Source organism: Ruegeria sp. BJ3 (genome assembly GCF_056535665.1).
In genome coordinates this window covers 1443946-1468727 of sequence record NZ_JBQFIT010000001.1, presented here as the reverse complement: position 1 = coordinate 1468727, position 24782 = coordinate 1443946, and the positions used below count along the sequence as shown (strand labels likewise).

21 protein-coding genes are annotated in these 24782 nt (G+C 63.5%); 15 read left to right on the top strand and 6 right to left on the bottom strand.

Features of this window, described 5'->3' with window-relative positions:
• Nucleotides 1-139: 139 nt before the first annotated feature.
• Nucleotides 140-769, top strand: a complete 630-nt coding sequence (locus ACR3EL_RS07375; RefSeq protein WP_170338406.1) for a thiamine phosphate synthase — start codon at nt 140-142, stop codon at nt 767-769.
• Here ACR3EL_RS07375 and ACR3EL_RS07370 read toward each other — a convergent pair.
• Nucleotides 766-1902, bottom strand: coding sequence for a HupE/UreJ family protein (locus ACR3EL_RS07370; RefSeq protein WP_170338404.1), 1137 nt, complete (start codon nt 1900-1902; stop codon nt 766-768). The genes ACR3EL_RS07375 and ACR3EL_RS07370 overlap by 4 nt on opposite strands.
• Nucleotides 1903-2045: 143 nt before the next feature.
• Here ACR3EL_RS07370 and ACR3EL_RS07365 point away from each other — a divergent pair, with 143 nt between their 5' ends.
• From ACR3EL_RS07365 to ACR3EL_RS07355, 3 genes are all read left to right on the top strand, one after another.
• Nucleotides 2046-2939: a PfkB family carbohydrate kinase gene (locus tag ACR3EL_RS07365; protein WP_093962215.1), complete on the top strand. Its 894-nt coding sequence runs from the start codon at nt 2046-2048 to the stop codon at nt 2937-2939.
• Entirely contained in the window at nt 2936-3850 is a 915-nt protein-coding gene (locus ACR3EL_RS07360; protein ID WP_170338402.1) for a pseudouridine-5'-phosphate glycosidase, read from the top strand. Before ACR3EL_RS07365 ends, ACR3EL_RS07360 begins: the two co-directional genes overlap by 4 nt.
• A 70-nt stretch (nt 3851-3920) precedes the next feature.
• The gene (locus tag ACR3EL_RS07355; protein WP_093962217.1) at nt 3921-4598 is read left to right on the top strand and encodes a DUF502 domain-containing protein; all 678 of its coding nucleotides are present in this window, start codon (nt 3921-3923) and stop codon (nt 4596-4598) included.
• Here ACR3EL_RS07355 and ACR3EL_RS07350 read toward each other — a convergent pair whose 3' ends face one another.
• Together ACR3EL_RS07350 and ACR3EL_RS07345 are read right to left on the bottom strand one after the other, a co-directional pair.
• On the bottom strand, nt 4599-5627 hold the full coding sequence (locus ACR3EL_RS07350; RefSeq protein ID WP_170338400.1) for a patatin-like phospholipase family protein: 1029 nt from the start codon (nt 5625-5627) through the stop codon (nt 4599-4601). It lies immediately after the preceding gene.
• A gap of 28 nt (nt 5628-5655) precedes the next feature.
• Nucleotides 5656-6429, bottom strand: coding sequence for a 3-hydroxybutyrate dehydrogenase (locus tag ACR3EL_RS07345; RefSeq protein WP_170338398.1), 774 nt, complete (start codon nt 6427-6429; stop codon nt 5656-5658).
• A 314-nt stretch (nt 6430-6743) separates the two neighbouring features.
• Between ACR3EL_RS07345 and ACR3EL_RS07340 the strand changes: the two genes are divergently transcribed.
• Nucleotides 6744-8570 carry an extracellular solute-binding protein gene (locus tag ACR3EL_RS07340; RefSeq protein WP_480721017.1) on the top strand — a complete coding sequence of 609 codons (1827 nt, stop codon included), beginning with the start codon at nt 6744-6746 and terminating at the stop codon, nt 8568-8570.
• Nucleotides 8571-9047: 477 nt separating this feature from the next.
• Nucleotides 9048-9275, top strand: coding sequence for a hypothetical protein (locus ACR3EL_RS07335; protein ID WP_093962974.1), 228 nt, complete (start codon nt 9048-9050; stop codon nt 9273-9275).
• Here the strand turns inward: ACR3EL_RS07335 and ACR3EL_RS07330 are convergent.
• On the bottom strand, nt 9272-9895 hold the full coding sequence (locus ACR3EL_RS07330) for a helix-turn-helix domain-containing protein (protein WP_093962221.1): 624 nt from the start codon (nt 9893-9895) through the stop codon (nt 9272-9274). The two genes, ACR3EL_RS07335 and ACR3EL_RS07330, sit on opposite strands and share 4 nt — an antisense overlap.
• Nucleotides 9896-9960: 65 nt before the next feature.
• Here ACR3EL_RS07330 and ACR3EL_RS07325 point away from each other — a divergent pair, with 65 nt between their 5' ends.
• The 5 genes from ACR3EL_RS07325 to ACR3EL_RS07305 all read left to right on the top strand — a co-directional run bounded on the left by ACR3EL_RS07325 (nt 9961) and on the right by ACR3EL_RS07305 (nt 15813).
• On the top strand, nt 9961-11478 hold the full coding sequence (locus tag ACR3EL_RS07325; protein ID WP_480721015.1) for a class I adenylate-forming enzyme family protein: 1518 nt from the start codon (nt 9961-9963) through the stop codon (nt 11476-11478).
• Entirely contained in the window at nt 11475-12134 is a 660-nt protein-coding gene (locus ACR3EL_RS07320; RefSeq protein WP_170338392.1) for a DsbA family oxidoreductase, read from the top strand. Before ACR3EL_RS07325 ends, ACR3EL_RS07320 begins: the two co-directional genes overlap by 4 nt.
• A gap of 76 nt (nt 12135-12210) precedes the next feature.
• The gene (locus tag ACR3EL_RS07315; RefSeq protein ID WP_170338390.1) at nt 12211-13419 is read left to right on the top strand and encodes a multidrug effflux MFS transporter; all 1209 of its coding nucleotides are present in this window, start codon (nt 12211-12213) and stop codon (nt 13417-13419) included.
• Nucleotides 13420-13474: 55 nt separating this feature from the next.
• The gene (locus tag ACR3EL_RS07310; RefSeq protein ID WP_480721012.1) at nt 13475-15139 is read left to right on the top strand and encodes a hypothetical protein; all 1665 of its coding nucleotides are present in this window, start codon (nt 13475-13477) and stop codon (nt 15137-15139) included.
• On the top strand, nt 15136-15813 hold the full coding sequence (locus ACR3EL_RS07305; RefSeq protein WP_480721010.1) for an SH3 domain-containing protein: 678 nt from the start codon (nt 15136-15138) through the stop codon (nt 15811-15813). Before ACR3EL_RS07310 ends, ACR3EL_RS07305 begins: the two co-directional genes overlap by 4 nt.
• Before the next feature lie 9 nt (nt 15814-15822).
• Here ACR3EL_RS07305 and mfd read toward each other — a convergent pair whose 3' ends face one another.
• Together mfd and ACR3EL_RS07295 are read right to left on the bottom strand one after the other, a co-directional pair.
• A complete protein-coding gene (gene mfd, locus ACR3EL_RS07300; protein ID WP_480721008.1) occupies nt 15823-19281 on the bottom strand; it encodes a transcription-repair coupling factor in 3459 nt (1152 codons plus the stop codon).
• 21 nt (nt 19282-19302) lie between these two features.
• Nucleotides 19303-19827: a component of SufBCD complex gene (locus ACR3EL_RS07295; RefSeq protein ID WP_170338382.1), complete on the bottom strand. Its 525-nt coding sequence runs from the start codon at nt 19825-19827 to the stop codon at nt 19303-19305.
• Nucleotides 19828-19946: 119 nt separating this feature from the next.
• Here ACR3EL_RS07295 and hemB point away from each other — a divergent pair, with 119 nt between their 5' ends.
• The 4 genes from hemB to ACR3EL_RS07275 all read left to right on the top strand — a co-directional run bounded on the left by hemB (nt 19947) and on the right by ACR3EL_RS07275 (nt 24782).
• On the top strand, nt 19947-20945 hold the full coding sequence (gene hemB / locus ACR3EL_RS07290; protein ID WP_170338380.1) for a porphobilinogen synthase: 999 nt from the start codon (nt 19947-19949) through the stop codon (nt 20943-20945).
• A gap of 144 nt (nt 20946-21089) precedes the next feature.
• Entirely contained in the window at nt 21090-21662 is a 573-nt protein-coding gene (locus tag ACR3EL_RS07285; RefSeq protein WP_093962230.1) for a lipid-binding SYLF domain-containing protein, read from the top strand.
• Nucleotides 21663-21815: 153 nt separating this feature from the next.
• Complete coding sequence (locus tag ACR3EL_RS07280) at nt 21816-24278, top strand: penicillin acylase family protein (protein ID WP_480721006.1); 2463 nt, start codon at nt 21816-21818, stop codon at nt 24276-24278.
• A gap of 108 nt (nt 24279-24386) precedes the next feature.
• Nucleotides 24387-24782: a nuclear transport factor 2 family protein gene (locus ACR3EL_RS07275; protein ID WP_170338375.1), complete on the top strand. Its 396-nt coding sequence runs from the start codon at nt 24387-24389 to the stop codon at nt 24780-24782.

Here is a 24782-nt window from a genome sequence, read left to right as displayed (position 1 = left end):
GCCATACTGCCGCCGCTGGCACAGGGCAAGCCCGGCCGCCCTGCCCGATTGCAAATCACGCGGTCTGCGGGCAATAAAGTTTGCTTCGCCGCCGCAATCGGCTAAACCGCGCCAAAGACCAACCGCGAAGGATCCGCCAATGGACACCCCCGAGCAGCCTCAGATCTATCTGATCACCCCGCCGACCATCGACCCGGCCACCTTTCCCGACCGGCTGGCCCGCGTTCTGGACGGGACCGAGATCGCCTGCATCCGGCTGGCGCTGGCCGGCAGCGACGAGGACGCCATCGCCCGCGCGGCCGACGCCTGCCGCGAGGTGGCCCATGCGCGCGACGTGGCGCTGGTGATCTCGAACCATGTCCTGCTGGCGCAACGGCTGGGGCTGGACGGGGTGCATCTGGAGGATGCGGCCCGCTCGGTCCGGGCCGCGCGCAAAGAGCTGGGGGCGGATGCCATCGTCGGCAGTTTCTGCGGAACCTCGCGCCATGACGGGATGACCGCGGGCGAAGCCGGGGCCGACTATGTGGCCTTTGGGCCCGTTGGAGATGTGTCCTTGGGCAAAGGGACCCGCGCCGAGCGTGATCTGTTCCAATGGTGGTCCGAGATGATCGAGGTTCCGGTTGTCGCTGAAGGCGGCCTGACACCCGAACTGGTTGCCGAACTGGCTGAATGCACCGACTTCTTCGGTATCGGAGACGAGATCTGGACCGCAGAGGACCCGCTCAGCGCCCTGCACACGCTGATCGCGCCGATGAAAACCGGCGGTTAGGACACAACCGCCCAGTACAGCCCTAAGCCCGCCAACAACAGCGAGGCGACTGTGGAGATACGGCCGCGCAGCCTGGGCGAATCCGGCAAGAGCACGGTCAGGGTGGCGAGGATCAGGATCGCGACACCGCTCAGCGCCAACAGGATGCCAGCGGCAAAACCCAGCACCGCCGGCGCGACATGGTGCGGCGGCACACCCAGGCGCGACGATGTTTCTGACAGTGTCAGGCCAAGGACCGCACCGGTCGCCAAAAGGAACAGCACGCGCCAGACCCCCAACCGGTCGGTGACGAGGTTCCAAAGCGCCAACAAGGCGATGGCCGCCGGCACAACCGGCCACGGCAGGAACGGCCTCGCATTCAACACGTCGAACATCCCAAGCGGCAGCGTCACCAGAACGCCCAGCCCCAGCGCGGCAAGTTGAACAAGGACCGGGCGCAACTTCAGTGACAAGAAAACCAGAACCGAGGCCAGCGCCAGAAGCTGTGCCCCCGCGCCCGCGACATGCAGCAGCCCGGCCCGGAAAAAAGCCTCGGCCGCTTGCTGGGCACCCAGCCCGGCTCCGCCTGCCAAGGGAATGCGAGGACTGACCTCGCCGCCACTCAGAAACCCGGTATAGGGCGCCTCGACCCCTTGCTGGCGCAAGACCACGGGGCCGATCCCTTCGGGCCACGTCAGGCGCAGGCTGCTTACATCGGGTGGCAGAGGACCGGCCAAAAGCACTCGGGAAATTCGCGGAACGTCCGGGTTGCCGACCACCGGAATACTTGCGCCTTCATAGGACAACGCAACCGGCCCGTTCACGTCGATCTGCAAGGATTGCTTCCAATCCGTTACAAAATCGTGGACGTGTTCCTCAAGCTCGGACGAGACAAGCCGGCGCAGCTGTGCGTAACGCGCGCTCCCGCCGTCGCCGCCCTTCGCGACTTCTTGCGGATCGACCCCGGCCAGAACGGCCTCGGCGTTCAAGGCGATTTCGACCAGAAGCCGACCGTCCCGGACCTGAAAGTCAACGATTGTCCGTCCGCTTTGTTGCGCCCATGCAGGCATTGCCAAAAACATAAATGCCAGCAATGGCGCAATTATCCAGGCGCGAAACCGCAGGAAGGTCAGCAAACGGATATTGAGACCCATCCGAAAATATCCAAAAGAACCAAAAAACACTGTGTCCGAGTGTTTCGTCCTTCCAAACAATTGGCAAGCCAAATCGCCGACGTGGACCCAGCCCGCGCAGCTTCCGGCTTGCGCGCGCCCTGCGCCTGCGGCATGACGAGGAAATGACTCAGAACAGCGACATCCTGTGTATCGGATCCGTCCTGTGGGACGTGATCGGACGATCCGCCAGCCACATGCGGCAAGGGTCGGACGTGCCCGGCCGCATCACGCGCCTGCCCGGTGGCGTTGCGATGAACATCGCCATGACGCTTGTGCGCTTTGGCATGACCCCGACCCTGCTGACCGCCATCGGCAGCGACCCCGAAGGCGACGAGTTGGTCCATGCCTGCAAGCGGTTGGGCATGGACACGACCCATGTCTACCGCTCGCAGGACCTGCCCACCGACCGGTACATGGCGGTCGAAGGCGCAAACGGCCTGATCGCCGCCATCGCCGACGCCCATTCGCTGGAGGCTGCCGGCGCCAAGATCCTGCGCCCGCTGATCCATGGCCCGCTGGGCTATGAAAACACCCCGTTCGAGGGCCAGATCGCGCTGGACGGCAACCTCACGCTGGACCTTCTGGAAGAAATCGCCGTCAGCCCGGCCTTCGCCCGTGCCGACCTGCGCGTGGCCCCGGCCTCGCCCGGCAAGGCCGAACGGCTGTCGCCCTTCCTCAAGCACGGCCGGGCCACGCTGTACGTGAACCTCGAAGAAGCCGGGCTGCTGTGCCAGCGCGAGTTCGCCGATTCCGAAACCGCCGCCCGCGCTCTGCTGGACCGGGGCGCGCTGCGTGCGCTTGTTACCGACGGGGGCAACTCGGCCACCGTGGCCAGTGCCCAGGCGGTGATCACCCAGAAACCCCCGTCGGTTCTGGTCACGCGCGTGACCGGCGCAGGCGACACCTTCATGGCGGCGCATATCGCCGCCGAAGCCAATGGCGCCAGCATCGACGAGGCTCTGACCCGCGCCCTGCATGCCGCCGCAACCTATGTATCCGGAGAGACCCCCCTGTGATCGACATCCAGTATTCCGCCGAAGTGCGCGCGGCCAAGAACGACGGAACCCCCATCGTTGCCCTGGAAAGCACCATCATCACCCACGGCATGCCCTACCCGCAGAACATCGAGGTGGCGGCCCAGGTCGAGCAGGACATCCGCGACGCGGGCGCCGTTCCGGCCACCATTGCGGTGATCGACGGCAGGCTGCATGTGGGGCTGGAGCCCGATCAGCTGAAGGATCTGGGACAGGCGCAGGGCGTGGCCAAGATCTCGCGCGCGGACATGGCCGCCTGTATCGCTTCGGGCGGCACCGGGGCAACGACTGTTGCCGCCACGATGATTGCGGCCCATTTCGCGGGGATCGAGGTCTTTGCCACCGGCGGCATCGGCGGGGTGCATCGCGGCGCGGAAACCAGCTTTGACATCTCGGCCGACCTGCACGAACTGGCGCAGACCCCGGTCACGGTCGTGGCCGCAGGGGCCAAGGCGATCCTCGATCTGGCCAAAACGCTCGAAGTGCTTGAGACGCTGGGCGTGCCGGTCATCGCCCATGGGCAGGATGAATTCCCGGCCTTCTGGTCGGCCAAGTCGCCCTTTGCCGCGCCCTTGCGGATGGACACGGCCGAGCAGATCGCCAAGGCCCATGCGACGCGCCGCGCGCTGGGTCTGCCCGGCGGACAACTGGTAGCCAACCCGATCCCGCTGGCCGACCAGATCCCGTCCGAGGAACTGGACCCCATCATCGCCTCGGCCCAGCAAGACGCCGAAGCGCATCGCATCACCGGCAAAGCCGTCACGCCCTATCTTCTGCAGCGCATCTACGAGCGGACCGAAGGCCGATCGCTGATCGCCAATATCGCCCTGGTGCGCAACAATGCGCGCCTTGCGGCTGGTATCGCCAAGGCTTTGAAGGCTCAGGCTGGCTGAACGTCAAACGGACCTATTGTACCAAGGCGCCGGACTGATTAACTAGTCCGGCAAACCGCTCGGAACCGCGATGAACACACCGTTTGATGAAGAACCACACCGCCGCCCCGGCCTGCTGTCGCGGCTACGCGCGTCGTTTCTGACGGGTATCGTCGTCATCGCACCGGTCTGGCTGACGCTGTGGCTGATCCTGTCGGTGGTCGGTTGGATCGACAGCGCGGTCCTGCCCCTGATCCCACACCAGTTCCGCCCCGAGCAATATGTTGGCATCAACCTGCGCGGCGTGGGCGTGCTGTTCTTCCTGATCTTCACGGTTCTGGTCGGCTGGATCGCCAAAGGTATCCTGGGCCGGTCACTGATCCATTTTGCCGAAAGCCTGGTCAACCGGATGCCCGTCGTCCGGTCGATCTATTCCGGGATCAAGCAGATCTCGGAAACCGTTTTTGCCCAGACCGAGCGGTCGTTCGAGAAAGCCTGCCTGGTGCAGTATCCTCGCCGCGGCATCTGGGCCATCGGCTTCGTCTCGACCGAGGCTAAGGGCGAAATCAACAAACGCGCCGAAACCGGCGGCGGTCTGCTGAGCGTGTTCATCCCAACCACACCGAACCCGACTTCGGGTTTTCTGCTGTTCTTCCCCGAGGAAGACGTAATCCTGTTGGACATGTCGATCGAGGATGCCGCCAAGCTGGTGATTTCGGCCGGGCTGGTCTATCCGAACCAGAAAGACCCCACGCAGCCGCCTGAGTGATCAGCCGAACATCGCGGGCAGATCAACGGAGCTTCGCGCACCCAGATCGGGTTTGTGATCGGCCAGAAACTGGTCGGCCGCGGCCCGTCCCGCCTGTTTCAGGCTGTGCAGAACCACCGGGTTGGGCACTGTCTTGGTCGCCACCGACAGGCTGTTCATCAGCGCGTCATCGGCGATCATGTGCACGAAGACCCGGCTCATTTCACCCGCCTTCAGCTTGCCCTTGGCCAACAGGCGCTGCACGAAGTTGATCGCCCGCAGCTCGCGCAGAAGGGAAGAATTGAAGCTGATCTCGTTGATCCGGTTCTGAATCTGCTGCGGGGTCTTGGGAACCTCGTCGCGCTCCAGCGGGTTGATGTTCACGATCACAACATCTTCGGGCAGGCCCGCGTTGAACAGCGGAAACAGCGCCGGGTTGCCGGTATAGCCGCCATCCCAATAGGCTTCGGTCCGGTCGGTTTCGGGGTCGTGGATTTCAACCGCCTGGAACAGGTTCGGCAGGCAGGCCGAGGCGAGAATCGCGTCAGTCGTCACCTCATCGCCCGTGAAAACACGGATCTTGCCGCTGCGCACACAGGTGGCGCAGACGAACAGGCGTGGCCCCTGATCGGCGCAGACCTCGCCAAAATCAAACGCCTCGACCACCGGGGCCAGCGGATTGCGGTAGAACGGTCCATAGGCATAGGGCGACACCATCCGCGACCAGGTATCAGCCACCGAGAACGGCAAGGAATACTCCATCGCCTGCGCGATCTGAGCGGGCTCCGTCCCGGCCAGCCAGTTGGCGATGCGCATGTCGCCCACCGCGCCCATCCTCTCCCACAGGGCGTTCAGGGTCTCGCGCGCGCCATCGCGACCGGCATGAACCATGCCGGCCTTGAACGCGGCTCCGTTCAGCGCCCCGGCCGAGGTTCCGGTAATCGCCGCAACCTCAATGTCTTCGTCGTCCAGCAGACGGTCCAGCACGCCCCAGGTGAATGCGCCATGCGCGCCGCCGCCCTGCAGGGCAAGATTGATACGCTTTACCATATCGGCCAGCCCCGGCACGCGCCGCGGATCACAACGCGGTCCAGCCGCCGTCGACCGAGATCGTGGTGCCGGTGATCTGGGCCGCGGCGTCCGAGCACAGGAACACGGTGGTTCCACCCAGCTGTTCGACGGTCGCGAACTCTTTCGAGGGTTGCCGTTCGAGCATGACGTTCTTGATCACGTCCTCGCGGCTCATGTTGTATTCCTTCATCGTGTCGGGGATCTGCGCCTCGACCAGCGGCGTCAGCACATAGCCCGGACAGATGGCGTTGCAGGTGATCGGCTCCTGCGCGGTTTCCAGCGCAACGGTCTTGGTCATGCCGACAACCCCGTGCTTGGCCGCCACATAAGCCGCCTTGTAGGGCGATGCAGTCAACCCATGCGCCGAGGCAATGTTGACGATCCGCCCCCACTCGGCCTTGCGCATCATCGGAAGCGCCGCCGCCATCGTGTGAAAGGCCGAGTTCATGTTGATGGCGATGATCGCGTCCCATTTCTCGACCGGGAACTGGTCGATCGGCGCGACGTGCTGAATGCCTGCATTGTTGACCAGGATATCGCAGGCTCCGGCCTGTTCGATCAGCGCCCGGCATTCCTCGCCCTTGGACATGTCGGCCTTGATGTAGCGCGCGTTGGTTCCGGTCTCCTTGCTGATCTCGGCCGCCAGCGCGTGATCTTCATCGCGGTCGGTGAACGAGTTCAGAACCACGTCGGCCCCCGCCTTGGCCAATTCGCGCGCAATGCCCAACCCGATGCCCGAGTTCGATCCGGTGATGATTGCTGTTTTTCCCGACAGGTTCATTTTGGGTCTCCCACAGACTCATGATTTGGAGACACAGTGCCATGCTGCACCTGCAAAATAAACGGGGAAAGACCCGGTTGCGGATACGGTCAATTTATGGGCGGGAAGTTCGGAGCTCGAGGCAGAAAAAAACGCCCGCACGAAGCGGGCGTTAAGTTATTGAGGCAGGTTTCATACAGGCAAGAAACCTATCGAGCAGTGGAACCTTTATAAGCAATTCCGCGCCGTCATCCAAGCTAAAAGTTTGATAATAAGAAAAATCATCGGTACGGTGAATCCCAACAAAATAAGGCCAGAGCAGGATTGTTTCCAAAATGAGCCCCGATATTCTCCGTCCCATCCGCCCGTTGATCGCGGGAATCGCTGCCTCGGTTGTCGCCACGTTAGCGCAAGCAGAATCGACCCATGGCATAGCTATGTATGGAGACCCGGCCCTACCACCGGATTTTGTGTCGCTGCCTTATGCCAACCCCGACGCGCCCAAGGGCGGCAAGGTCGTGTTCGGCAATACCGGCGGCTATAACAGTCTCAACCCGTTTGTGCAAAAAGGCACCGCCCCTTGGCAGCTGAGATTTTGGACCCACGAGGGGTTGATGGGCCGTTCGTGGGACGAACCTTTCACTCTTTACGGGCTTTTGGCCGAATCAATCGACACCGCGCCGGACCGATCCTGGGTCGAATTCACCCTGCGTGAGACTGCCCGATTCTCTGACGGATCGCCGGTCACGGTAGACGATGTGATCTGGTCTTACGAAACCCTCGGAACGCAGGGGCATCTGCGCTATCGCGGTTTGTGGTCCAAGATCGACAGCATTCAGCAGACCGGACCACGCTCGGTCCGGATCATCTTCAACGAGCCAGACCGCGAGCTGGCCCTGATCGCAGGGCTGCGGCCGATCCTCAAGAAGGCCCAATGGGAGGGCAAGGATTTCGCCGAGGCAGCGCTGCAAGATGTCCCGATCGGCACCGGCCCCTATGTCATCGATGACTACGAGGCCGGGCGTTTCGTGAACCTCAAACGCAATCCGGATTATTGGGGCAACGATGTCGCGTTCCGCCGGGGTACCATGAATTTCGACGAGATGCGGTTGGAGTTCTACGGCGACCAGACGGTTCTGTTCGAGGCCTTCAAGGCCGGCGCGCTTTCGGCCGTCCGCGAGTTCAACGCCGACAAATGGGCCACACAATACGATTTCCCGGCCGTTCAGCGCGGCGATGTCATCAAAACCGAGATCCCGCATAAAAAGCCCTCGGGCATGACAGGTCTGGTCATGAACACGCGCAAAGCGCCTTTTGACGATTGGCGCGTGCGCGAGGCGCTGACGCTTGCGTTCAATTTTGAGTTCATCAACGGCACGATCACTGGCGGTGCTCAGCCTCGGATCACCTCGTATTTCTCGGGGTCTGAACTGGCGATGCAACCCGGACCGGCAACCGGCCGGGTGGCTGAGATGTTGCAGCCCTACGCGGCTGATCTGCCTCCGGGAACTCTGGAAGGGTATGTTCTGCCCGAAGGCGACGACTCGGTTCGCAACCGAAAGGACATCCGCAAGGCGGCAGATCTGCTGGAGCAAGCCGGATGGACAATCCAGGACGGCGTGTTGAAGAACGCAGCGGGAGAGCCGCTCAAGATAACCCTGGTCATCAGTCAGGGAAGCTTGAATGTGGTTCAGAACGTGGATGCGATTGCCGAGATGTATGCCCGCGCGCTGGAACGGCTGGGGATCGAGCTGACCGTCGACAAGGTGGATGACGCACAATACACCCAGCGAGTGTCCGAGCTGGATTTCGACATGACCCCGTTCCGCCGCGCACTGTCGTTGTCGCCGGGCAACGAACAACGCCTCTACTGGGGCAGCGAAGGCGCGGATGCTTCAGGGACACGCAACCTGATGGGGGTCACCTCTCCGGCAGTGGATGGGCTGATCGATGCGATGCTGGCCTCGGAAAGCCGTGAGGATTTCGTGGCCGCCACCCGCGCGCTTGACAGGGTTCTGACCGCCGGACGGTATGTCATTCCAATCTGGAGCTTTGATGTTGGCCGCATCGCCCATGTGAAGGAAATGAAGCATCCTCAGATCTTGCCAATCTACGGCGACGGGCCGCAGTTCATGCCCGACGTCTGGTGGTACGAGGAGTAGCAGGCAACCGGCAGGGGCTTGTGCCCCGGCCCATTTCAAGTGATGCACTTAGCTCGGATCGGACGCCGCGCGGGCGTCGGCAATTTTCGGCACATGTGACCAAACACCAAAAGGCGATCAAACAAATCCGCTGGCCGCTATTTCTAGAGCATTTGACTACTTTTTGCGGGTGGAACGCTTGTTACCACGATATCTCGCAATCCAAGTGAGGATCGACGCAACGGACACCTGCACCGAAAACAGATTTCTTAGATAGAACAAAGCCCTGTATTCGGCGCAGTCCAGAGTGCGAGCATTTGAACGATCGCCAAAACCGACAGTGAGTGGGAAAACGGGCCGAGCACGGCGTGAAAAACCGCTTTGATTTTCCAGCGCCCTGACCTGCGACATTTTGTCATGTCTTCGCGCGGGCTGCGCGCTCCGTACGCTGGTCTGGGGAAGAGCAGTCCTGAAACCCGAACCACGGAAGGCTCGCAGATGTTGAACTGGACTGATTTGACACAAGACTGGAGCGCGTCCTACGCACGTGCCAAGCGCCGTTTTCCGAACCTGCGCGATCAGGATATGGCGCGCGTGAGGACGGACAGGAAACGCTTTGAGGCCTATCTGGCCGAGCGGCACCACCTGACGGTGAACGAGGCCCATGAAGAGGTCGAGGATTTCCTTTACACCGAAGGCCTGAACCGCGAGCTAGCCCGGCGTTAGGCCAGCGACGTGACCCACAGGATGGTCGCGTCCTCATCGCTTACCGAGATCACGTTGTGCCCCATGCTGCCGTCGTAGTAGGCGCTGTCGCCCCGACGCATCTCAACCGGTTCATAAAATTCGGTGTACAGGCGGATCACGCCGGTCAGCACATACAGGAATTCTTCGCCATCGTGACGCACCCAGCCGTCGAACTCGTCCATTGACCGGGCGCGCACACGGGCCCGATAGGGCAGCATCTGCTTCTTGGTCAGCGTTTCGGCCAGCAACTCGTGCTCGTAGGTCGTGGTGGCGTGCGCGGTGCCTTCACCCATCTTGGTCACTGCCATGCGACCGATAACCTGATCCCGCTCGGGCGGGGTGAACAGCTGCGGTACAGAGATTTCGAGACCGATCGCCAGCTTCTTGAGCGCATCATAGGTCGGCGACATTTGGCCATTCTCGATCTTGCTAAGCGTGGACCGGGCCAACCCGGCCTGGTTCGCCGCCTGCTCGAGGGTCCATTTCCGTGCCTTGCGCAGTTCACGCACTCGGGCACCCAGATCCACCGGCTCCAGCTCGGTGCGGGAACCGTTGTCGCGGGCGATGCGTACGATGGATTTGTGGTCTTTGCTCGTCATGCGTCATTCTATAGGGCCAGCGCCGAGCGCTTGCAACGCATGACAAACGGCAATAGCCAAGGCGCATGTTGTCGATTTTCGATCAGGGGCCGCCGACGCCCTGCCCCGCGCCGTTCAACCTGGCCGCCCATGTGCTGCGCCGCGCCGATGCCACGCCCGACAAGGTGGCCCTGTCCGTGCTGCGCCCTGACGGTTCGAACGACTGGACCTTTGCGAAGTTGAAATCTGCAGTTCTGGGCACAGGAACCGGGCTGCTGCGTGCAGGCCTCGTGCCCGGAAACATCGTGCTGATGCGTCTGGGCAATACGGTCGATTTTCCCATCGCCTATCTTGGGGCAATCGCGGTCGGGCTGGTCCCGGTGCCCACCTCCTCGCAACTGACCGAGCCGGAAACGGAGCGGATGATCCGGGAACTGTCTCCAGCCGCCATTCTGCGCGATCCGTCCGTGGCCTGTGCCGCGCACCCCAACCAGATCTGCCTGGCCGACCTTGCCGCCATGCGCAACCTGCCGCCCGCGGCGTTCGACATGGGCGATCCGGAACGCATGGCCTATGTCGTCTATACCTCGGGCACCTCGGGCAAACCACGCGCCGTGGCCCATGCGCATCGCGCGATCTGGGCGCGGCAGATGATGGTCGATGGCTGGTACGGTCTGCGCGAGGCCGACCGCCTGTGCCACGCGGGCGCGTTCAACTGGACCTACACGCTGGGCACCGGCTTGATGGACCCGTGGACCATCGGTGCCACCGCGCTGATCCCCGAACCCGGAACCGACCCGGCAGCCCTGCCTGAGTTGCTGCGCCGCCACCGCGCCTCGATCTTTGCGGCCGCCCCCGGTGTCTACCGCAAGATGCTGAATGCGGCGGACACGCTGTCCTTGCCCGATCTGCGCCACGGCCTGAGCGCCGGTGAGAAACTGTCGCGCGCCTTGCACGAACGCTGGGTTCAGGCCACCGGGACCGAGCTGTACGAGGCCTATGGAATGTCGGAATGTTCGACCTTCATCTCATCCAGCCCATCCCACCCCGCGCGCGGAGACTCTCTGGGCCAGCCGCAACCGGGGCGCCGCGTGGCGATCCTGGGGCCTGACGGGCCGGTTCCGCAGGGGCAGGAAGGCACCATCGCCATTCACCGCTCGGACCCGGGGCTGATGCTGACCTATCTCAACGCCCCGGACGAGGCCCGCGCGCGCATGCAGGGCGACTGGTTCCTGACCGGCGATCAGGGGGCGATAGCCGTGGATGGGCAGATCACCTATCTGGGGCGCGACGACGACATGATGAACGCCGGTGGCTATCGGGTATCCCCGGTCGAGGTCGAATCCGTCCTGTCGCGCTTTCCCGGAATCGTTCAGGTCGGCGCGGCGGCGGTCGAGGTCAAACCGGACACCTTCGTGATCGCCGCCTTTTATTCCGGGCCGGAAAAACTGGACGAAACCGCCCTGCGCGCTTATGTCGAGGCCAACCTGGCGCGCTACAAGCAACCCCGCGCCTTCATCCATCTTCCCGAACTGCCCACCGGGGGCAACGGAAAACTCCTGCGCCGCGCATTGCCGGCCTATTTCAAGGCACCCGAAGAATGACCCAGACCGTCAAGCTTGATATCCTGTCCGACCCGATCTGCCCGTGGTGCTATATCGGCAAGACCAACCTGGACAAGGCGCTGGCCTCGGTCCCGGATCATCCGTTCGTGATCGAATGGCATCCGTTCCAGCTGAACCCCGACATGCCCGAAGGCGGCATGGACCGGCGCGAATACCTGGAACGCAAATTCGGTGGCAAGGAGGGTGCGGTTCGCGCCTATGCGCCGGTGGTGGAGCATGCCGAAAAGGCCGGCCTGAACATCGATTTCGAGGCCATGAAACGCACCCCGAACACGCTGGACGCCCATCGCCTGATCCATTGGGCCGGGATCGAGGGCAAGCAGAACCAGGTGGTGGATGCGCTGTTCACTGCGTATTTCGTGCAGGGCCGCGACATCGGCGACCACGAGGTTTTGGCCGACATCGCCGACAGCGTGGGCATGGACGCCGCAGTTGTTCTGAAGCTGCTGAAATCCGACGCCGACCGGGACGACATTCGTCAGCGGGATACGCACTCGCGTGAAATGGGCGTAAACTCGGTCCCCACCTTCATCGTCGCCAACCAGCACGCGGTCCCTGGGGCGCAACCACCGGAATTGTGGGCGCAAGTGATCGGCGAAATAATGTCTCAGCTTGAGCCTTCCTCTGCAGAATAGCACAGAGTTCTGTGCGCGATTGCACCTAGCCCACCTTGCCCTGTCGTGTTAGCGCGTTGGAGCAAGGAGTCCCCGCATGGCTGACCGTATTTCCAAGGCCGAATTCATCGCGCTGATCGCGATGATGTTTGCCACCATCGCATTTTCGATTGATTCAATGCTGCCTGCCCTGCCCGAGATCGGCGCGCAGCTCAGCCCTGATGACGTGAACCGGGCGCAGTTGATCCTGACCAGCTTTGTTCTGGGAATGGGAATCGGCACGTTCTTCACCGGCCCGATCTCGGATGCGGTCGGACGCAGGCCGGTGATCTTTGCCGGAGCAGCAGTCTATATTCTGGCATCGGCCGTGGCCTGGGCCAGTTCGTCGCTAGAGTTGGTTCTGGCCGCCCGGGTGGTTCAGGGGCTGGGGGCCGCCGGGCCCCGCGTGGTCGCCATGGCGATCATCCGCGATCTGTTCTCGGGCCGGGAAATGGCGCGGATCGTGTCCATCGCGATGATGATCTTCACCCTGGTGCCCGCCATCGCGCCCATGGCCGGAGCCGCCGTGATTGCCTTCGCCGGTTGGCGCGGTGTGTTCATGTCGTTCATCCTGTTCGCGCTGGTGATCATTGTCTGGATGGGGTTCCGACTGCCGGAGTCGCTTGCGCCGGAAAACCGCCGCCCGTTCCGCCTGCCGCTGATGGTCGGTGCGGTGAAAGAGATGTTTGCCCACCCCACCGTGCGCCTGTCGATCTTTGTCCAGACCCTGTGCATGGGCATGCTGTTCACCATGCTGACCATGGTGCAGCCGGTCTATGACGTGATCCACCACCGCGCCGACAGCTTCCCCTTCTGGTTCGGATTCGTGGCGCTGATGTCCGGCTCGGCCAGCTTGTTGAACGCTGCCGTCGTGGTGCGCGTGGGGATGCGCCGTATGGTGACCTGGGCGCTGGCCGGACAGATCCTGATCACCTCGCTGGTGATTGCCCTGAACATGTCGAACCTGTCGCCGCAGGCCTCGTTTGCGCTGTTCGTGTTCTGGCAGACCACGGTCTTTTTCATGGCCGGCGTCACCATGGGTAACCTGAATGCCATCGCGATGGAGCCGATGGGCCATATCGCCGGCATGGCGGCCTCGGTCATCGGGTCGATCTCGACCGTGCTGGCCGCCGCGATCGCCGCGCCGGTGGGGCTGCTGTTCGACGGCACGCTGGGGCCGCTGACCATCGGCATCCTGACCATGTGCGCGCTGGCCTTCGGGCTGATGGTCCACATGGGCCGGATCGAAGACCGCGTTCCCGCCTGACCTGTGCAGCGCACCCGAACTGCGCTAGGCTCGCCCCAGTCAGGGAGAGTTCGGCATGAGCGACTATTACGATCTGGGCACGCATAGCTGCCCCGTCACCACGTCCTCGGATCAGGCGCAGCTGTGGTTCGACCGGGGCCTTGTCTGGACCTACGGCTACAACCATGAAGAGGCGGTCGTGTGTTTCCAGCGCGCGCTGGAGCATGACCCCGACTGCGCCATGGCCCATTGGGGCGTGGCCTATGCCGCCGGGCCCAACTACAACCTGCCCTGGGATCTGCTGGACGACCGCGGTAAGGCCAAGGCCCTGAACTGCGCCTATGACGCAACCCAATGCGCACAGGCCCTGCTGGATCGCTGCACGCCCGTCGAACGCGAACTGATCCGCGCCCTGCCCGCCCGCTATCCCCAGCGTGACCCGGCGCCCGACATGCACCGCTGGGACGACGACTTCGCCGACGCCATGCGCGCCGCCTTCGCGGCCCAGCCCGATCATCTGGACCTGCGCACCATCTATGTCGAGTCGCTGCTGAACCTGACCCCCTGGCAGATGTGGGATCTGAGGACAGGCCAGCCTGCCGAAGGCGCCGCCACGCTTGAAGCGCAGGAGGCGTTGGAATGGGCCATGGCTCACGATCCGGCGGCGATGTCGCATCCGGGTCTGCTGCACCTCTATGTGCATCTGATGGAGATGTCGCCCACGCCCGAAAAGGCACTGAAGGCCGGTGACGTGCTGCGCACGCTGGTGCCGGATGCCGGGCATCTGGTGCACATGCCCACCCATATCGACGTGCTGTGCGGCCACTACCAGAACGTCGTCCACTGGAACGAACAGGCCGTCATCGCCGATCTGAAATATTACCAGCGCGAAGGCGCGTTCAACATCTATACCGGCTATCGCCAGCACAACTACCACTTCGTTATCTATGGCGCGTTGTTCTTGGGCCAGATGGAGCCCGCCCTGCGTGCCAACAAGGGCCTGTGGGACACCACGCCCGAGGAGATGCTTCGCATCGAAAGCCCGCCGATGGCGGATTACTTCGAAAGCTACATGGCCATGGGGCCGCATATCCTGATCCGTTTCGGCCGGTGGGAGGAAGCCAAGGCCGTGCCCCTGCCCCCGGATCCCGACCTGTATCTGACGGTGACGGCCACCACGCACTACGCCCGCGCCATCGCCCATGCCGCCACCGGCGACGTAGCCGAGGCCGAGGCCGAAGAGCAGCTGTTCCTCGCCGCCAAAGACCGCGTGCCCGAAACCCGCCTGCTGCACAACAACCGCGTCATCGACCTGCTGGAGATCGCGCGCGAGATGCTGCGGGGCGAGATTGAGTACCGCAAAGGCAATTTCGACACGGCCTTCGACCATCTCCGGCGCTCGGTCGAACTGGACGACAATCTGCCCTATGACGAGCCTTGGGGCTGGATGCAGCCCACCCGCCACGCGCTGGGGGCGTTGCTGTTCGAACAGGGTCACGTGGCCGAAGCCGAAGCCGTCTATCGCGAGGATCTGGGTCTGGGCGGCACCCTCAGCCGTGCCTCGATCCATCCCGACAATGTCTGGAGCCTCAAGGGCTTGCACGATTGCCTCAAGGCGCGCGGCGCGGTAGAGGAATTGCAGCTGATCCGACAACGACTTGACCTGGCCCTGGCGCGGGCCGACCGCAGCGTCGGCGCCTCGTGCTTCTGCGCCCAGGCCGCGATGAGAGCCGCTGAATGAAACTGTTGAACGCTGCGCTGATCGCGCTGTTCTGCGGGCCCGCCTGGGCCGACCGCCAGACCTTTTCGCCTGTGGACGAGGCCAGCCAGGACCCGACGCTGGAAGCCTTTCGCGCGGACCTGCGCGCCAAAGTCGCCGCCCGCGACCTCGAGGGCGTCATGGCCGCCACCTGCCCCGAGATCTATACCAGCCACGGTGACCCGGACGGCTCCGAGACGTTCCGCGCCAACCTGACGGTCGATCCCGAGACCCTGCCCGAGTCCGACCGCCGCCATGCCGACAACATCCGCGAGGACTACTGGCGCGACCTCGAGACCACGCTGGCCCAGCCCGGCTATTTCGACGAGGATGGCGAGTTCTGGACGCCGTATCAGTGGCGGCTTACCCTGCCAGCGAAGCTAGACCCGTTCGCCGCCTATTTCGTGACCGGTCAGGATGTCACCCTGCGCCAGGCCCCCAACCGTGGCGCGCCCATTCTGGACCTGATCAGCCATGAAGTGGTGATCGTGCGGGACTATCTGGAAGAGGCTGACTATCAGGGCGTCATCCTGACCGACGGAACGCGCGGCTATATCTATTCCGATTTCCTATGGTCGATGGTCGGCTATCGCGCGGCCTTCGTAAAATCGGACAGCGGTGACTGGCAGCTGTGTACATTCGTGGCCGGGGACTAGGCCGCGCCCTCAGGCGCTGGCCTTCTTCTTTTTCTCGGCGGCGACCTTCTCGGCCAGATCGCGGGCAATGGCAAAGGCGCCCTTGATCTTGTCGCTGTCCTTCTTCCAGTCGCGCCGCACCACGATCTTGTTGTCCTTGACCTTGGCCAGCCCGCGCTGGTTCTGGATGAACTCGACCAAACCTTGCGGTGAGGCGAACTTGTCGTTGTGGAACTGAATCGTGGCCCCTTTGGGTCCGCCGTCCAGCTTGGCAATGCCCGCGCGTTTGCACATCGCCTTGATCCGCACCACCAGCAGCAGGGTGTTCACCTCTTTCGGCAGCGGGCCAAACCGGTCGATCAGTTCGGCGGCAAAACCCTCAAGCTCGACCTTGGTCGACAGCGACGACAGGCGGCGATAGAGGCCCAGCCGCACGTCCAGATCGGGCACATAGTCTTCGGGGATCAGTACCGGAACGCCCAGGTTGATCTGCGGCGCCCACTGGTCGTCGGCCTCGCTCAGCCCCTCCATCTCACCGGCCTTGATCTTGGCGATCGCCTCTTCCAGCATCGACTGGTAGAGTTCATAGCCCACGTCGCGCATCTGGCCCGACTGTTCCTCGCCCAGCAGGTTGCCCGCGCCGCGAATGTCCAGGTCCTGGCTGGCCAGCGTGAACCCGGCCCCCAGCGTATCGAGCGAGCCCAGAACCCGCAGCCGCTTTTCGGCGGCCGGCGTCAACCGCGCGCGCGGCTTGGTGGTCAGATAGGCGTAGGCGCGGGTCTTGGACCGCCCCACCCGGCCCCGGATCTGATAGAGCTGGGCCAGCCCGAACATGTCGGCCCGGTGCACGACCATCGTGTTCGCGGTGGGAATGTCCAGCCCGCTTTCCACGATCGTGGTGGCCAGCAGGATGTCATACTTGCCGTCATAGAAGGCATTCATCCGATCGTCCAACTCGCCAGCCGCCATCTGGCCGTGGGCCACCACATGGGTCAGTTCGGGCAGCTGTTCCTTCAGAAATTCCTCGATCTCGGGCAGGTCCGAGATGCGCGGCACCACATAGAAACTCTGCCCGCCGCGATAGTGCTCGCGCAGCAGCGCCTCGCGGATGGTGACTGCGTCGAACTCGCTGACATAGGTGCGGATCGCCAGGCGATCGACGGGCGGCGTGCCGATGATCGACAGGTCGCGCACACCGGTCAGGCTCAACTGCAGCGTGCGCGGGATCGGTGTGGCGGTCAGCGTCAGCACATGCACGTCGGACCGCAACTGCTTGAGCCGCTCCTTGTGGGCCACGCCGAAATGCTGCTCTTCGTCGATGATCAACAGCCCGAGGTTCTGGAACCGGATGCCCTTGGCCAACAGAGCATGAGTGCCGATCACGATGTCTACCGTGCCCTTTGCCAGCCCCTCCCGGGTCTGCTGCGCCTCTTTGGCCGAGATGAAACGCGACAATTGTCGGACTTCCAGCGGGAAGCCCCGGAACCGGTCCTTGAAGCTGGCGGCGTGCTGGCGCGCCAGCAGCGTTGTGGGCGCAATCACCGCCACCTGCAGGCCGGACATGGCCGCAACGAAGGCCGCGCGCATGGCGACCTCGGTCTTGCCGAACCCCACGTCGCCGCAGATCAGGCGATCCATCGGCGTGCCCGAGTGCAGGTCCTCCATCACGTCGGCGATGGCGCGCAACTGGTCCTCGGTTTCCTGATAGGGGAAGCGGGCGCTGAACTCTTCCCACGCGTGGGGCGGCGGGTCCATGATCGGGGCCTTGCGCAGGGCGCGTTCGGCGGCGATGCGGATCAGCCGGTCGGCCATCTCGCGGATGCGTTCCTTGAGCTTAGCCTTCTTGGCTTGCCACGCACCACCGCCCAGCTTGTCGAGCAAGCCTTCCTCGTGCCCGTATTTCGACAGCAGCTCGATGTTTTCGACCGGAAGGTACAGCTTGGCGCCCTCGGCATATTCCAGCAGCAGGCATTCATGCGCGGCGCCCAGGGCGGTCACGACCTCCATGCCCATGTAGCGGCCGATGCCGTGATCGACATGCACGACCAGATCACCGGGGCTGAGCGACTGGGTCTCGGTCAGGAAATTCTCGGCCTTACGGCGTTTCTTGGGCTGACGGATCAGCCGGTCGCCCAGCACGTCCTGTTCCGAGATCATCGTCATGTCGGGCGTCTCGAACCCATGCTCCAGCGCCCAGACCGCCAGGTGCAGGCCGCGTTTGCCCATGCGCGAGCCATCCGAAACGGGGATCGCCTCGGCCAGACCCTCATCCTCGATCAACCCGGTCAGGCGTTCGCGCGCGCCCTCGGAATACGAGGCGACCAGAACCGGCCCCTTCTCCAGCTTGTCCTTGATGTGGCTGGCCAGCGCGCCGAACAGACTGATGCTTTCCTGTTGGCGCTCGGGGGCAAAGTTGCGCCCGATCCGACCGCCCGCGTCGATCACCCCGGGGCCGCTGGTCTGCGGCAGAGGGCTGAATTGCAGCACCCGCCGCTGCGCCACAGCTCGGGTCCAGGTGTCGTCATCCAGGTACAGCAGACCCGGCGGCGTGGGTTTATAAACCGAATCCATCCGCGAGCGGTTCTCGAGCGCCAGACGCCGGGTTTCGTATTGATCGGCGATGCTGTCCCACCGGGCCAGACGCGCGGGCGTGACCTGATCGTCCAGCGTGATCGTCGCGTCCGGCAGATAGTCGAACAGCGTTTCCAGCTTTTCATGGAACAGGGGCAGCCAGTGCTCCATGCCCTGATGCTTGCGCCCGGCGCTGACCGCCTCGTACAGCGGATCATCCGTGCCGGCCGCACCGAATTCGATGCGATAGTTCTGACGGAACCGGGTGATGGCGGCCTCGTCCAGTATCACCTCGGAGACCGGGGCCAGTTCGACCAGATCAAGTTTTTCGGTAGTGCGCTGGGTGGCCGGATCGAACCGGCGCGCGCCGTCGAGCACGTCACCGAACAGGTCCAGCCGCACCGGCCCTGCCTCGCCCGGCGGGAAGATGTCGATGATCCCGCCGCGCACGGCATAGTCGCCAGGTTCCATCACCGTGGGGCTTTGGCTGAACCCCATGCGTACCAGAAAATCGCGCAGCGCGGCCTCGTCGATGCGCTGGCCGACCCGTGCGGTGAACGCCGCCTGCCGCAGCACGTCGCGCGCCGGCACGCTTTGGGTGGCGGCGTTCAGCGTGGTCAGCAGAACAAAGCGCTCGGGCATCTGATGCACCAGCGCCGCCAGGGTCGCCACCCGCGCCGCCGCAATGTCGGGGTTGGGCGACACCCGGTCATAAGGCAGGCAATCCCAACCGGGGAACAGGATCACCGGCATGTCGGGCGCAAAGAAACGCAGCGCGGCGCGCATCGCCTCGGCACGTTTGTCGTCGCGCGCCACATGCAGAACCGGCCCGCCCGAGCGGGCGACTTCGTTCAGCACCAGCTGCGCGTCAAACCCCTCGGGGGCGCCGCCGACTGTCACGTGGTTCGGAGCCTTCATCACGCTGCCTTTCTGAATCTGCTATCCCAGAACGCCTATCGAAAGGTTCTGATACATGCCCCACATCGAAGTGACCAGTATCGCAAACATGCCGATGACCTGCGTCGCCAGCCGGCATCGATGCAGCGCCTTGGACACAGCTTCAATCGTCAACTCCTGCCGCCGCAGGTTCCGGGCCACCCGCAGGCTGTTTGCGCCGACAAGAACCATCGGGAACAACAGCAGGAACACGGCCTGGGCGAACTCGACCTGATAGTAAAACCCAAGCGTCGCCAGCCCTGCGAACAGGAAACAGCACAGCGCCAAGATTACGACCCCCGAAACGTCGGCAATGTAGAGGATGCGATTGGTGTTGATCCGCACGATGTCCAGCAGGTCGGTCTCGGCCTGGCCTCCGACGCGGCGGGCGCGCACGACCAGATCATAGGGAACGCCCATCACCCAATGGCTGGCTGTCGACCACAGCACCGCAAGGGCGATCCAGTACCACAGATTCGAGAAACTGCGCATGTCGATGAGCTCGAAGATCGTGGAGTACCAGTCCAAACTTGCCTCATTGTTCAAAATTCTCAGGCGGTTCTATCGCAACGGCGCGGCCATTGGTACCCTTGAGACCTGTGCAAATTCATGCCACCCAATGCGCGACTGTTCAAGGAGAACGCGCCATGAAACCGACAATCGCCCCCTACCCCCACGGCCGCTTTCGTCGCGCCCGCCAGTCCGAGGCGATCCGGGGCTTGGTGCGCGAGAACACCCTGACCGTGGATGACCTGATCTGGCCGGTTTTCGTGCGCGACGGCGAGGGCATCGAAGAGCCCGTGCCCTCGATGCCCGGCGTGGTGCGCCGCTCGGTCGATCTGATCGCCAGGGCCGCAGCCGAGGCGCAGGCTATGGGCATCCCGGCGATCTGCCTGTTTCCCTACACCGATCCCAGCCTCAAGACTCAGGATTGTGCCGAGGCGTGGAACCCCGACAACCTGTCGAACCGCGCCATCCGCGCGATCAAGCAGGCCGCGCCCGAGATCGCGGTGATGACCGACGTGGCGCTGGACCCCTACAACATCAACGGCCACGACGGATACGTGGTGGACGGCAAGATCGTGAATGACGAAACGGTCGAGGCGCTGGTCAAGATGACGCTGGCCCAGGCCGAGGCCGGAGCCGACATCATCGGCCCATCCGACATGATGGACGGCCGGATCGGCGCGATGCGCCGGGCGCTCGAGGCCGTCGGCCATCACGACGTCATGATCCTCAGCTATGCCGCGAAATATGCCAGCGCCTTCTACGGACCCTTCCGTGATGCGGTGGGCGCCTCGGGCGCGTTGACCGGCGACAAGAAGACCTATCAGATGGACCCGGCCAACTCGAACGAGGCGCTGCGCTTGATCGAACGCGACCTGACCGAGGGCGCCGACATGGTGATGATCAAGCCCGGCATGCCCTATCTGGACATCTGCCGGAGGGTCAAGGACACGTTTGGCGCACCCACCTATGCCTATCAGGTGTCGGGTGAATACGCGATGATCCAGGCCGCGGCGCAGAACGGTTGGATCGACGGCGAAAAGGTGATGCTGGAAAGCCTGCTGGCCTTCAAACGCGCGGGCTGTGACGGCATCCTGACCTATTTCGCACCGCAGGTCGCCCGGCTTCTGCACGGCTAATCCCGCGGGACTCCGCGATTTTTCGCCGATCGGCCGGCCTTGGCCTGCCGGTTTTCCCGTGACACCCGAGGCGGCTCGGCGTATTCTTGCACACAAGACCGGGACCACCCGGCTTTTCAGGCACATAGACAGAGAAAAACAAACATGAGCAGTTCCAACACACCACGACTGAGCCGTCGCGGCTTTGCCTTTGGCATGGCCGGACTGACCCTGACCGCCGCCTGCGGCAACGGCGTCGGAAACTCGAACGCGGCAACGATCGATGCCCGCGTCGATGCCACGCTGACCGAGATGTATACCCGCTACCCGAACACCCAGGAAATCGCCAACAAGGCCAACGGGATGCTGGTCATGCCGCTGATCACCGAGGCGGGGTTCGTCTTTGGAGGCGGCTACGGAAAAGGCGCACTGCGCATCAATGGCGCCACGGTCGACTACTACTCCGCCGTAAAGGGCACTGCGGGGCTTCAGATTGGCGCCCAGCAATACGCCCATGTCCTATTCTTCATGACCGAAGACGCCCTGAACGATTTCCGCCGCTCAAGCGGATGGACCGCCGGCGCGGACATTGGATATGTCGTCAGCGACCAGGCGGACCAGTTGTCGACCGACCTGACCACCCTGCGCAAACCCGTGCTGGCGGCGGTCTTCGGTCAGGCTGGGCTGCAATTGGGCGCGACGGTCGAAGGCATCAAATACACGCGCATTATTCCCTGACCCCCTGACCCCCCTCAAGAAAACTCCGTCACTGGCCAATGCCGTGGCGGAGTTTTTCGTTTCAGACGCAGATTCCGCGGCGCGGCCTCTTTCGGTCGCCAGAGCCATGAATTAACCTTCGCCTGATCTGCAAATTCAAATGGTGCGCTGCTGATGGGTGTCGTCTTTCGCTGGTTGATGCGTATCGCCTCGGGTCTGGTCCTGCTGACCCTCGCGGCGATCGGTCTGGTGTATTTCCTGGCCAGCCAGTCGCTGCCTGACTACGATCAAACGCTGCAGGTCAAAGGCCTGAATGCCCCGGTCGAGATCGTGCGCGACACAGCCAACGTGCCTCACATCCTGGGGCAGACCGACCCCGACGTGTTCTTCGGTCTGGGCTATGCGCATGCCCAGGACCGGTTGTGGCAGATGACGGTCATGCGCCGGACCGTGCAGGGGCGCCTGTCCGAGGTTTTTGGCCAGCGGACCGTGCATATCGACAAGCTCATGCGTCGGCTGGATCTATACGGGCTGGCGCATCAGTCCTTCGAGGTTCAGGACGATTACACAAAGGCCGCTCTTCGCGCCTATGCCGCCGGTGTCAATGCGCGGCTGGACGAAATCAACGAAAACGCCCTGGGCCGCGGCGCGCCCGAAATGTTCTTGTTCAACGCACCGGTTGCTCCTTGGCAACCGGGTGACAGCATAGCCATGATCAAGCTGATGGCGGTTCAGCTATCCGGGCATTTGCAGGACGAAGTGCTGCGGGCGCGCACCTCGTTGATGCTGAACGATCCGCAGCGGCTCTCAGATATTCTGCCGGACGTGCCTGGCGCGGGCATTGCAGCGCTGCCCGAATATGCGGCGCTGTTTCCCAACCTGCCCCGCTATGCCGCCAATTCGGAACCCGCGGCCTCATGGCTGAACCCGGTCCCGCAGCGCGGGTTGGCGGGTGCCTCGAATGCATGGTCTGCGGCTCCTTCGCGGTCGGCAACCGGTGGAACCCTGTTGGCAAACGATCCGCATCTGGGCCTGACTGCGCCGGGGATCTGGTATCTGGCGCGTCTTGAACTGACCAAGGGCGGCGTGATCGGCGCCACCATCCCCGGCATTCCGGCGGTTATGTCCGGCCGTAGTGACCGGCTGGGATGGGGCCTGACCTCGTCCTATCTGGACGATCAGGACGTGCATATCGAACGAGTGAATCCCGACAACCCCGAGGAATATCTGACGCCCGAAGGCTTCAAACCCTTCAAGTCGCGCCCTTCAATCATCGAGATCAAGGACGCCCCCCCAATCACCCTGACCCTGCGCTGGACCGAGAACGGCCCCGTCCTGCCAGGCACCCATTTCAACCTGGAAACCATCACACCGCCGGGGCATGTCGCCTCGCTGTCCTGGACGGCGCTCAGTCCGCGCGACACCTCGATCAGCGCGTCGATGGCGCTGATGAACGCGGATACCGTACGTGAAGCGATTGAAGCCGCCGAGCTGTTCATCGCGCCGTCGCAAAACCTGTCGGTGGTCGACAAGACGACCGTCGGCATGAAACTCATCGGCGCAATGCCCAGCCGCGACCTCAACAACCAGAGCCGTGGGCGCATCCCGACCCCGGGCTGGATCGCTGCCAACCGTTGGCAGGGCCGTCTGCCCTATTCCGACAACCCCGAATTCGTGGCTCCGGCCGGCGGCGTACTGGGCAACACCAACAACAAGATCATCGACCGGCCCTTCCCCCTGCATGTGTCCTATGAATGGGGCGATACGCAGCGCGTCCACCGCTGGGAATTCCTGATGCAATCCCGCGAGGTGCACACCCGCGACAGCTTCATCGAGGCGCAGTTGGACACGGTCAGCTTCACCGCGCGGTCACTGCTGCCGCTGATCGGGGCCGACCTTTGGTTCACCGGCGAGGCCGCGCCCGAAGGCACCCCCGAACGCCAGCGCCAGATCGCCTTGACCCTGCTGGCCGAATGGAACGGCGAGATGAACGAGCACCTGCCCGAGCCGCTGATCTATGCGGCCTGGGTCCGCGCGCTGCAAAAACGACTGATCGCCGATGACCTCGGGCCGCTGGCCAAGGAATTCAAGCATGTCGAGCCCTTGTTCATCGAACGCGTCTTTCGCGACATCGACGGGGCCTCGACCTGGTGCGACGTCCGGCAGAGCGCACCGGTGGAAAGCTGCACCGACATGGCCCGGCTGGCCCTTGACGATGCACTGGTCTGGATTTCCGAGCGCTATGGCAGCCAACTGGAATCCCTGCGTTGGGGCGATGCCCACCAGGCCACCCATGATCACCCGGTGCTGGGTGAGGTTCCGGTGCTGCGCTATTTTGTTAACATCCGCCAATCGACCAGCGGCGGCGACAACACCCTGCAGCGCGGACGCACCTCGGGCGAAGGGCCGGACCCGTTCCAGAACGTGCACGGCGCGGGCTATCGTGGGGTTTATGACTTTGCCGACCCCGACAGCTCGGTCTTCATCACGGCCACCGGGCAATCGGGCCACTTCCTGTCGCGCTACTATGACGATCAGGCGCAACTGTGGCGCCGGGGTGAGTACATTCCGATGTCGCTGGATCTGGATCTGGCGCGCGCCGCCGCCGTCGGGACCACCCGCCTGATGCCGCAATAGGCGGGGTTTCGGCGGACCCCCGCCCCTTTTTTGTCGCCCCGTGGACGTGGCCCCGTGGCTTGGCCTACCATTCCGGAGCGCCCGGACCGCAGCGCGAGGGGGAAGATCATGGCCAGTTTGCGCGATACCCTGAACAATCTAGCCCGCGACTATGCCATCGCCTGGAGCTCGGGTGACGCCAATGCCGTGGCCGACTTCTTTACGTCGGACGGGCAGATCACGATCAATCGCGGCGCGCCCATCGTCGGGCGGGCGGCCATCGCGGAAATGGCGCGCGGGATTCATACCGACTTTCCCGATCTTGAAGTGCGCTGCGATATGCTGCGATGGGCCGGTCCCCATGCCATTTTCGTCTGGACCCTGGAAGGGCACCATGCACAGACCGGAAATGCGGTGATCACGCGCGGCTGGGAAGAATGGGAGCTGGACGCGGAGTACAAGATCCGGTCGTCGTTGTGCTGGTTCGATGCCGACGACCATCAGCGCCAGATCGACGGGGCCTGA

What these genes read in the sequence shown, in the direction of transcription:
- hemB (WP_170338380.1), top strand. Translation starts at nt 19,947, where the DNA reads ATGAAACCGACAATCGCCCCCTACCCCCACGGCCGCTTTCGTCGCGCC.
- ACR3EL_RS07310 (WP_480721012.1), top strand. Translation starts at nt 13,475, where the DNA reads ATGAGCGACTATTACGATCTGGGCACGCATAGCTGCCCCGTCACCACG.
- mfd (WP_480721008.1), bottom strand. Translation starts at nt 19,281, where the DNA reads ATGAAGGCTCCGAACCACGTGACAGTCGGCGGCGCCCCCGAGGGGTTT.
- ACR3EL_RS07365 (WP_093962215.1), top strand. Translation starts at nt 2,046, where the DNA reads ATGACTCAGAACAGCGACATCCTGTGTATCGGATCCGTCCTGTGGGAC.
- ACR3EL_RS07285 (WP_093962230.1), top strand. Translation starts at nt 21,090, where the DNA reads ATGAGCAGTTCCAACACACCACGACTGAGCCGTCGCGGCTTTGCCTTT.
- ACR3EL_RS07375 (WP_170338406.1), top strand. Translation starts at nt 140, where the DNA reads ATGGACACCCCCGAGCAGCCTCAGATCTATCTGATCACCCCGCCGACC.
- ACR3EL_RS07325 (WP_480721015.1), top strand. Translation starts at nt 9,961, where the DNA reads ATGTTGTCGATTTTCGATCAGGGGCCGCCGACGCCCTGCCCCGCGCCG.
- ACR3EL_RS07315 (WP_170338390.1), top strand. Translation starts at nt 12,211, where the DNA reads ATGGCTGACCGTATTTCCAAGGCCGAATTCATCGCGCTGATCGCGATG.
- ACR3EL_RS07330 (WP_093962221.1), bottom strand. Translation starts at nt 9,895, where the DNA reads ATGACGAGCAAAGACCACAAATCCATCGTACGCATCGCCCGCGACAAC.
- ACR3EL_RS07275 (WP_170338375.1), top strand. Translation starts at nt 24,387, where the DNA reads ATGGCCAGTTTGCGCGATACCCTGAACAATCTAGCCCGCGACTATGCC.
- ACR3EL_RS07350 (WP_170338400.1), bottom strand. Translation starts at nt 5,627, where the DNA reads ATGGTAAAGCGTATCAATCTTGCCCTGCAGGGCGGCGGCGCGCATGGC.
- ACR3EL_RS07355 (WP_093962217.1), top strand. Translation starts at nt 3,921, where the DNA reads ATGAACACACCGTTTGATGAAGAACCACACCGCCGCCCCGGCCTGCTG.
- ACR3EL_RS07340 (WP_480721017.1), top strand. Translation starts at nt 6,744, where the DNA reads ATGAGCCCCGATATTCTCCGTCCCATCCGCCCGTTGATCGCGGGAATC.
- ACR3EL_RS07335 (WP_093962974.1), top strand. Translation starts at nt 9,048, where the DNA reads ATGTTGAACTGGACTGATTTGACACAAGACTGGAGCGCGTCCTACGCA.
- ACR3EL_RS07320 (WP_170338392.1), top strand. Translation starts at nt 11,475, where the DNA reads ATGACCCAGACCGTCAAGCTTGATATCCTGTCCGACCCGATCTGCCCG.
- ACR3EL_RS07345 (WP_170338398.1), bottom strand. Translation starts at nt 6,429, where the DNA reads ATGAACCTGTCGGGAAAAACAGCAATCATCACCGGATCGAACTCGGGC.
- ACR3EL_RS07370 (WP_170338404.1), bottom strand. Translation starts at nt 1,902, where the DNA reads ATGGGTCTCAATATCCGTTTGCTGACCTTCCTGCGGTTTCGCGCCTGG.
- ACR3EL_RS07280 (WP_480721006.1), top strand. Translation starts at nt 21,816, where the DNA reads ATGGGTGTCGTCTTTCGCTGGTTGATGCGTATCGCCTCGGGTCTGGTC.
- ACR3EL_RS07305 (WP_480721010.1), top strand. Translation starts at nt 15,136, where the DNA reads ATGAAACTGTTGAACGCTGCGCTGATCGCGCTGTTCTGCGGGCCCGCC.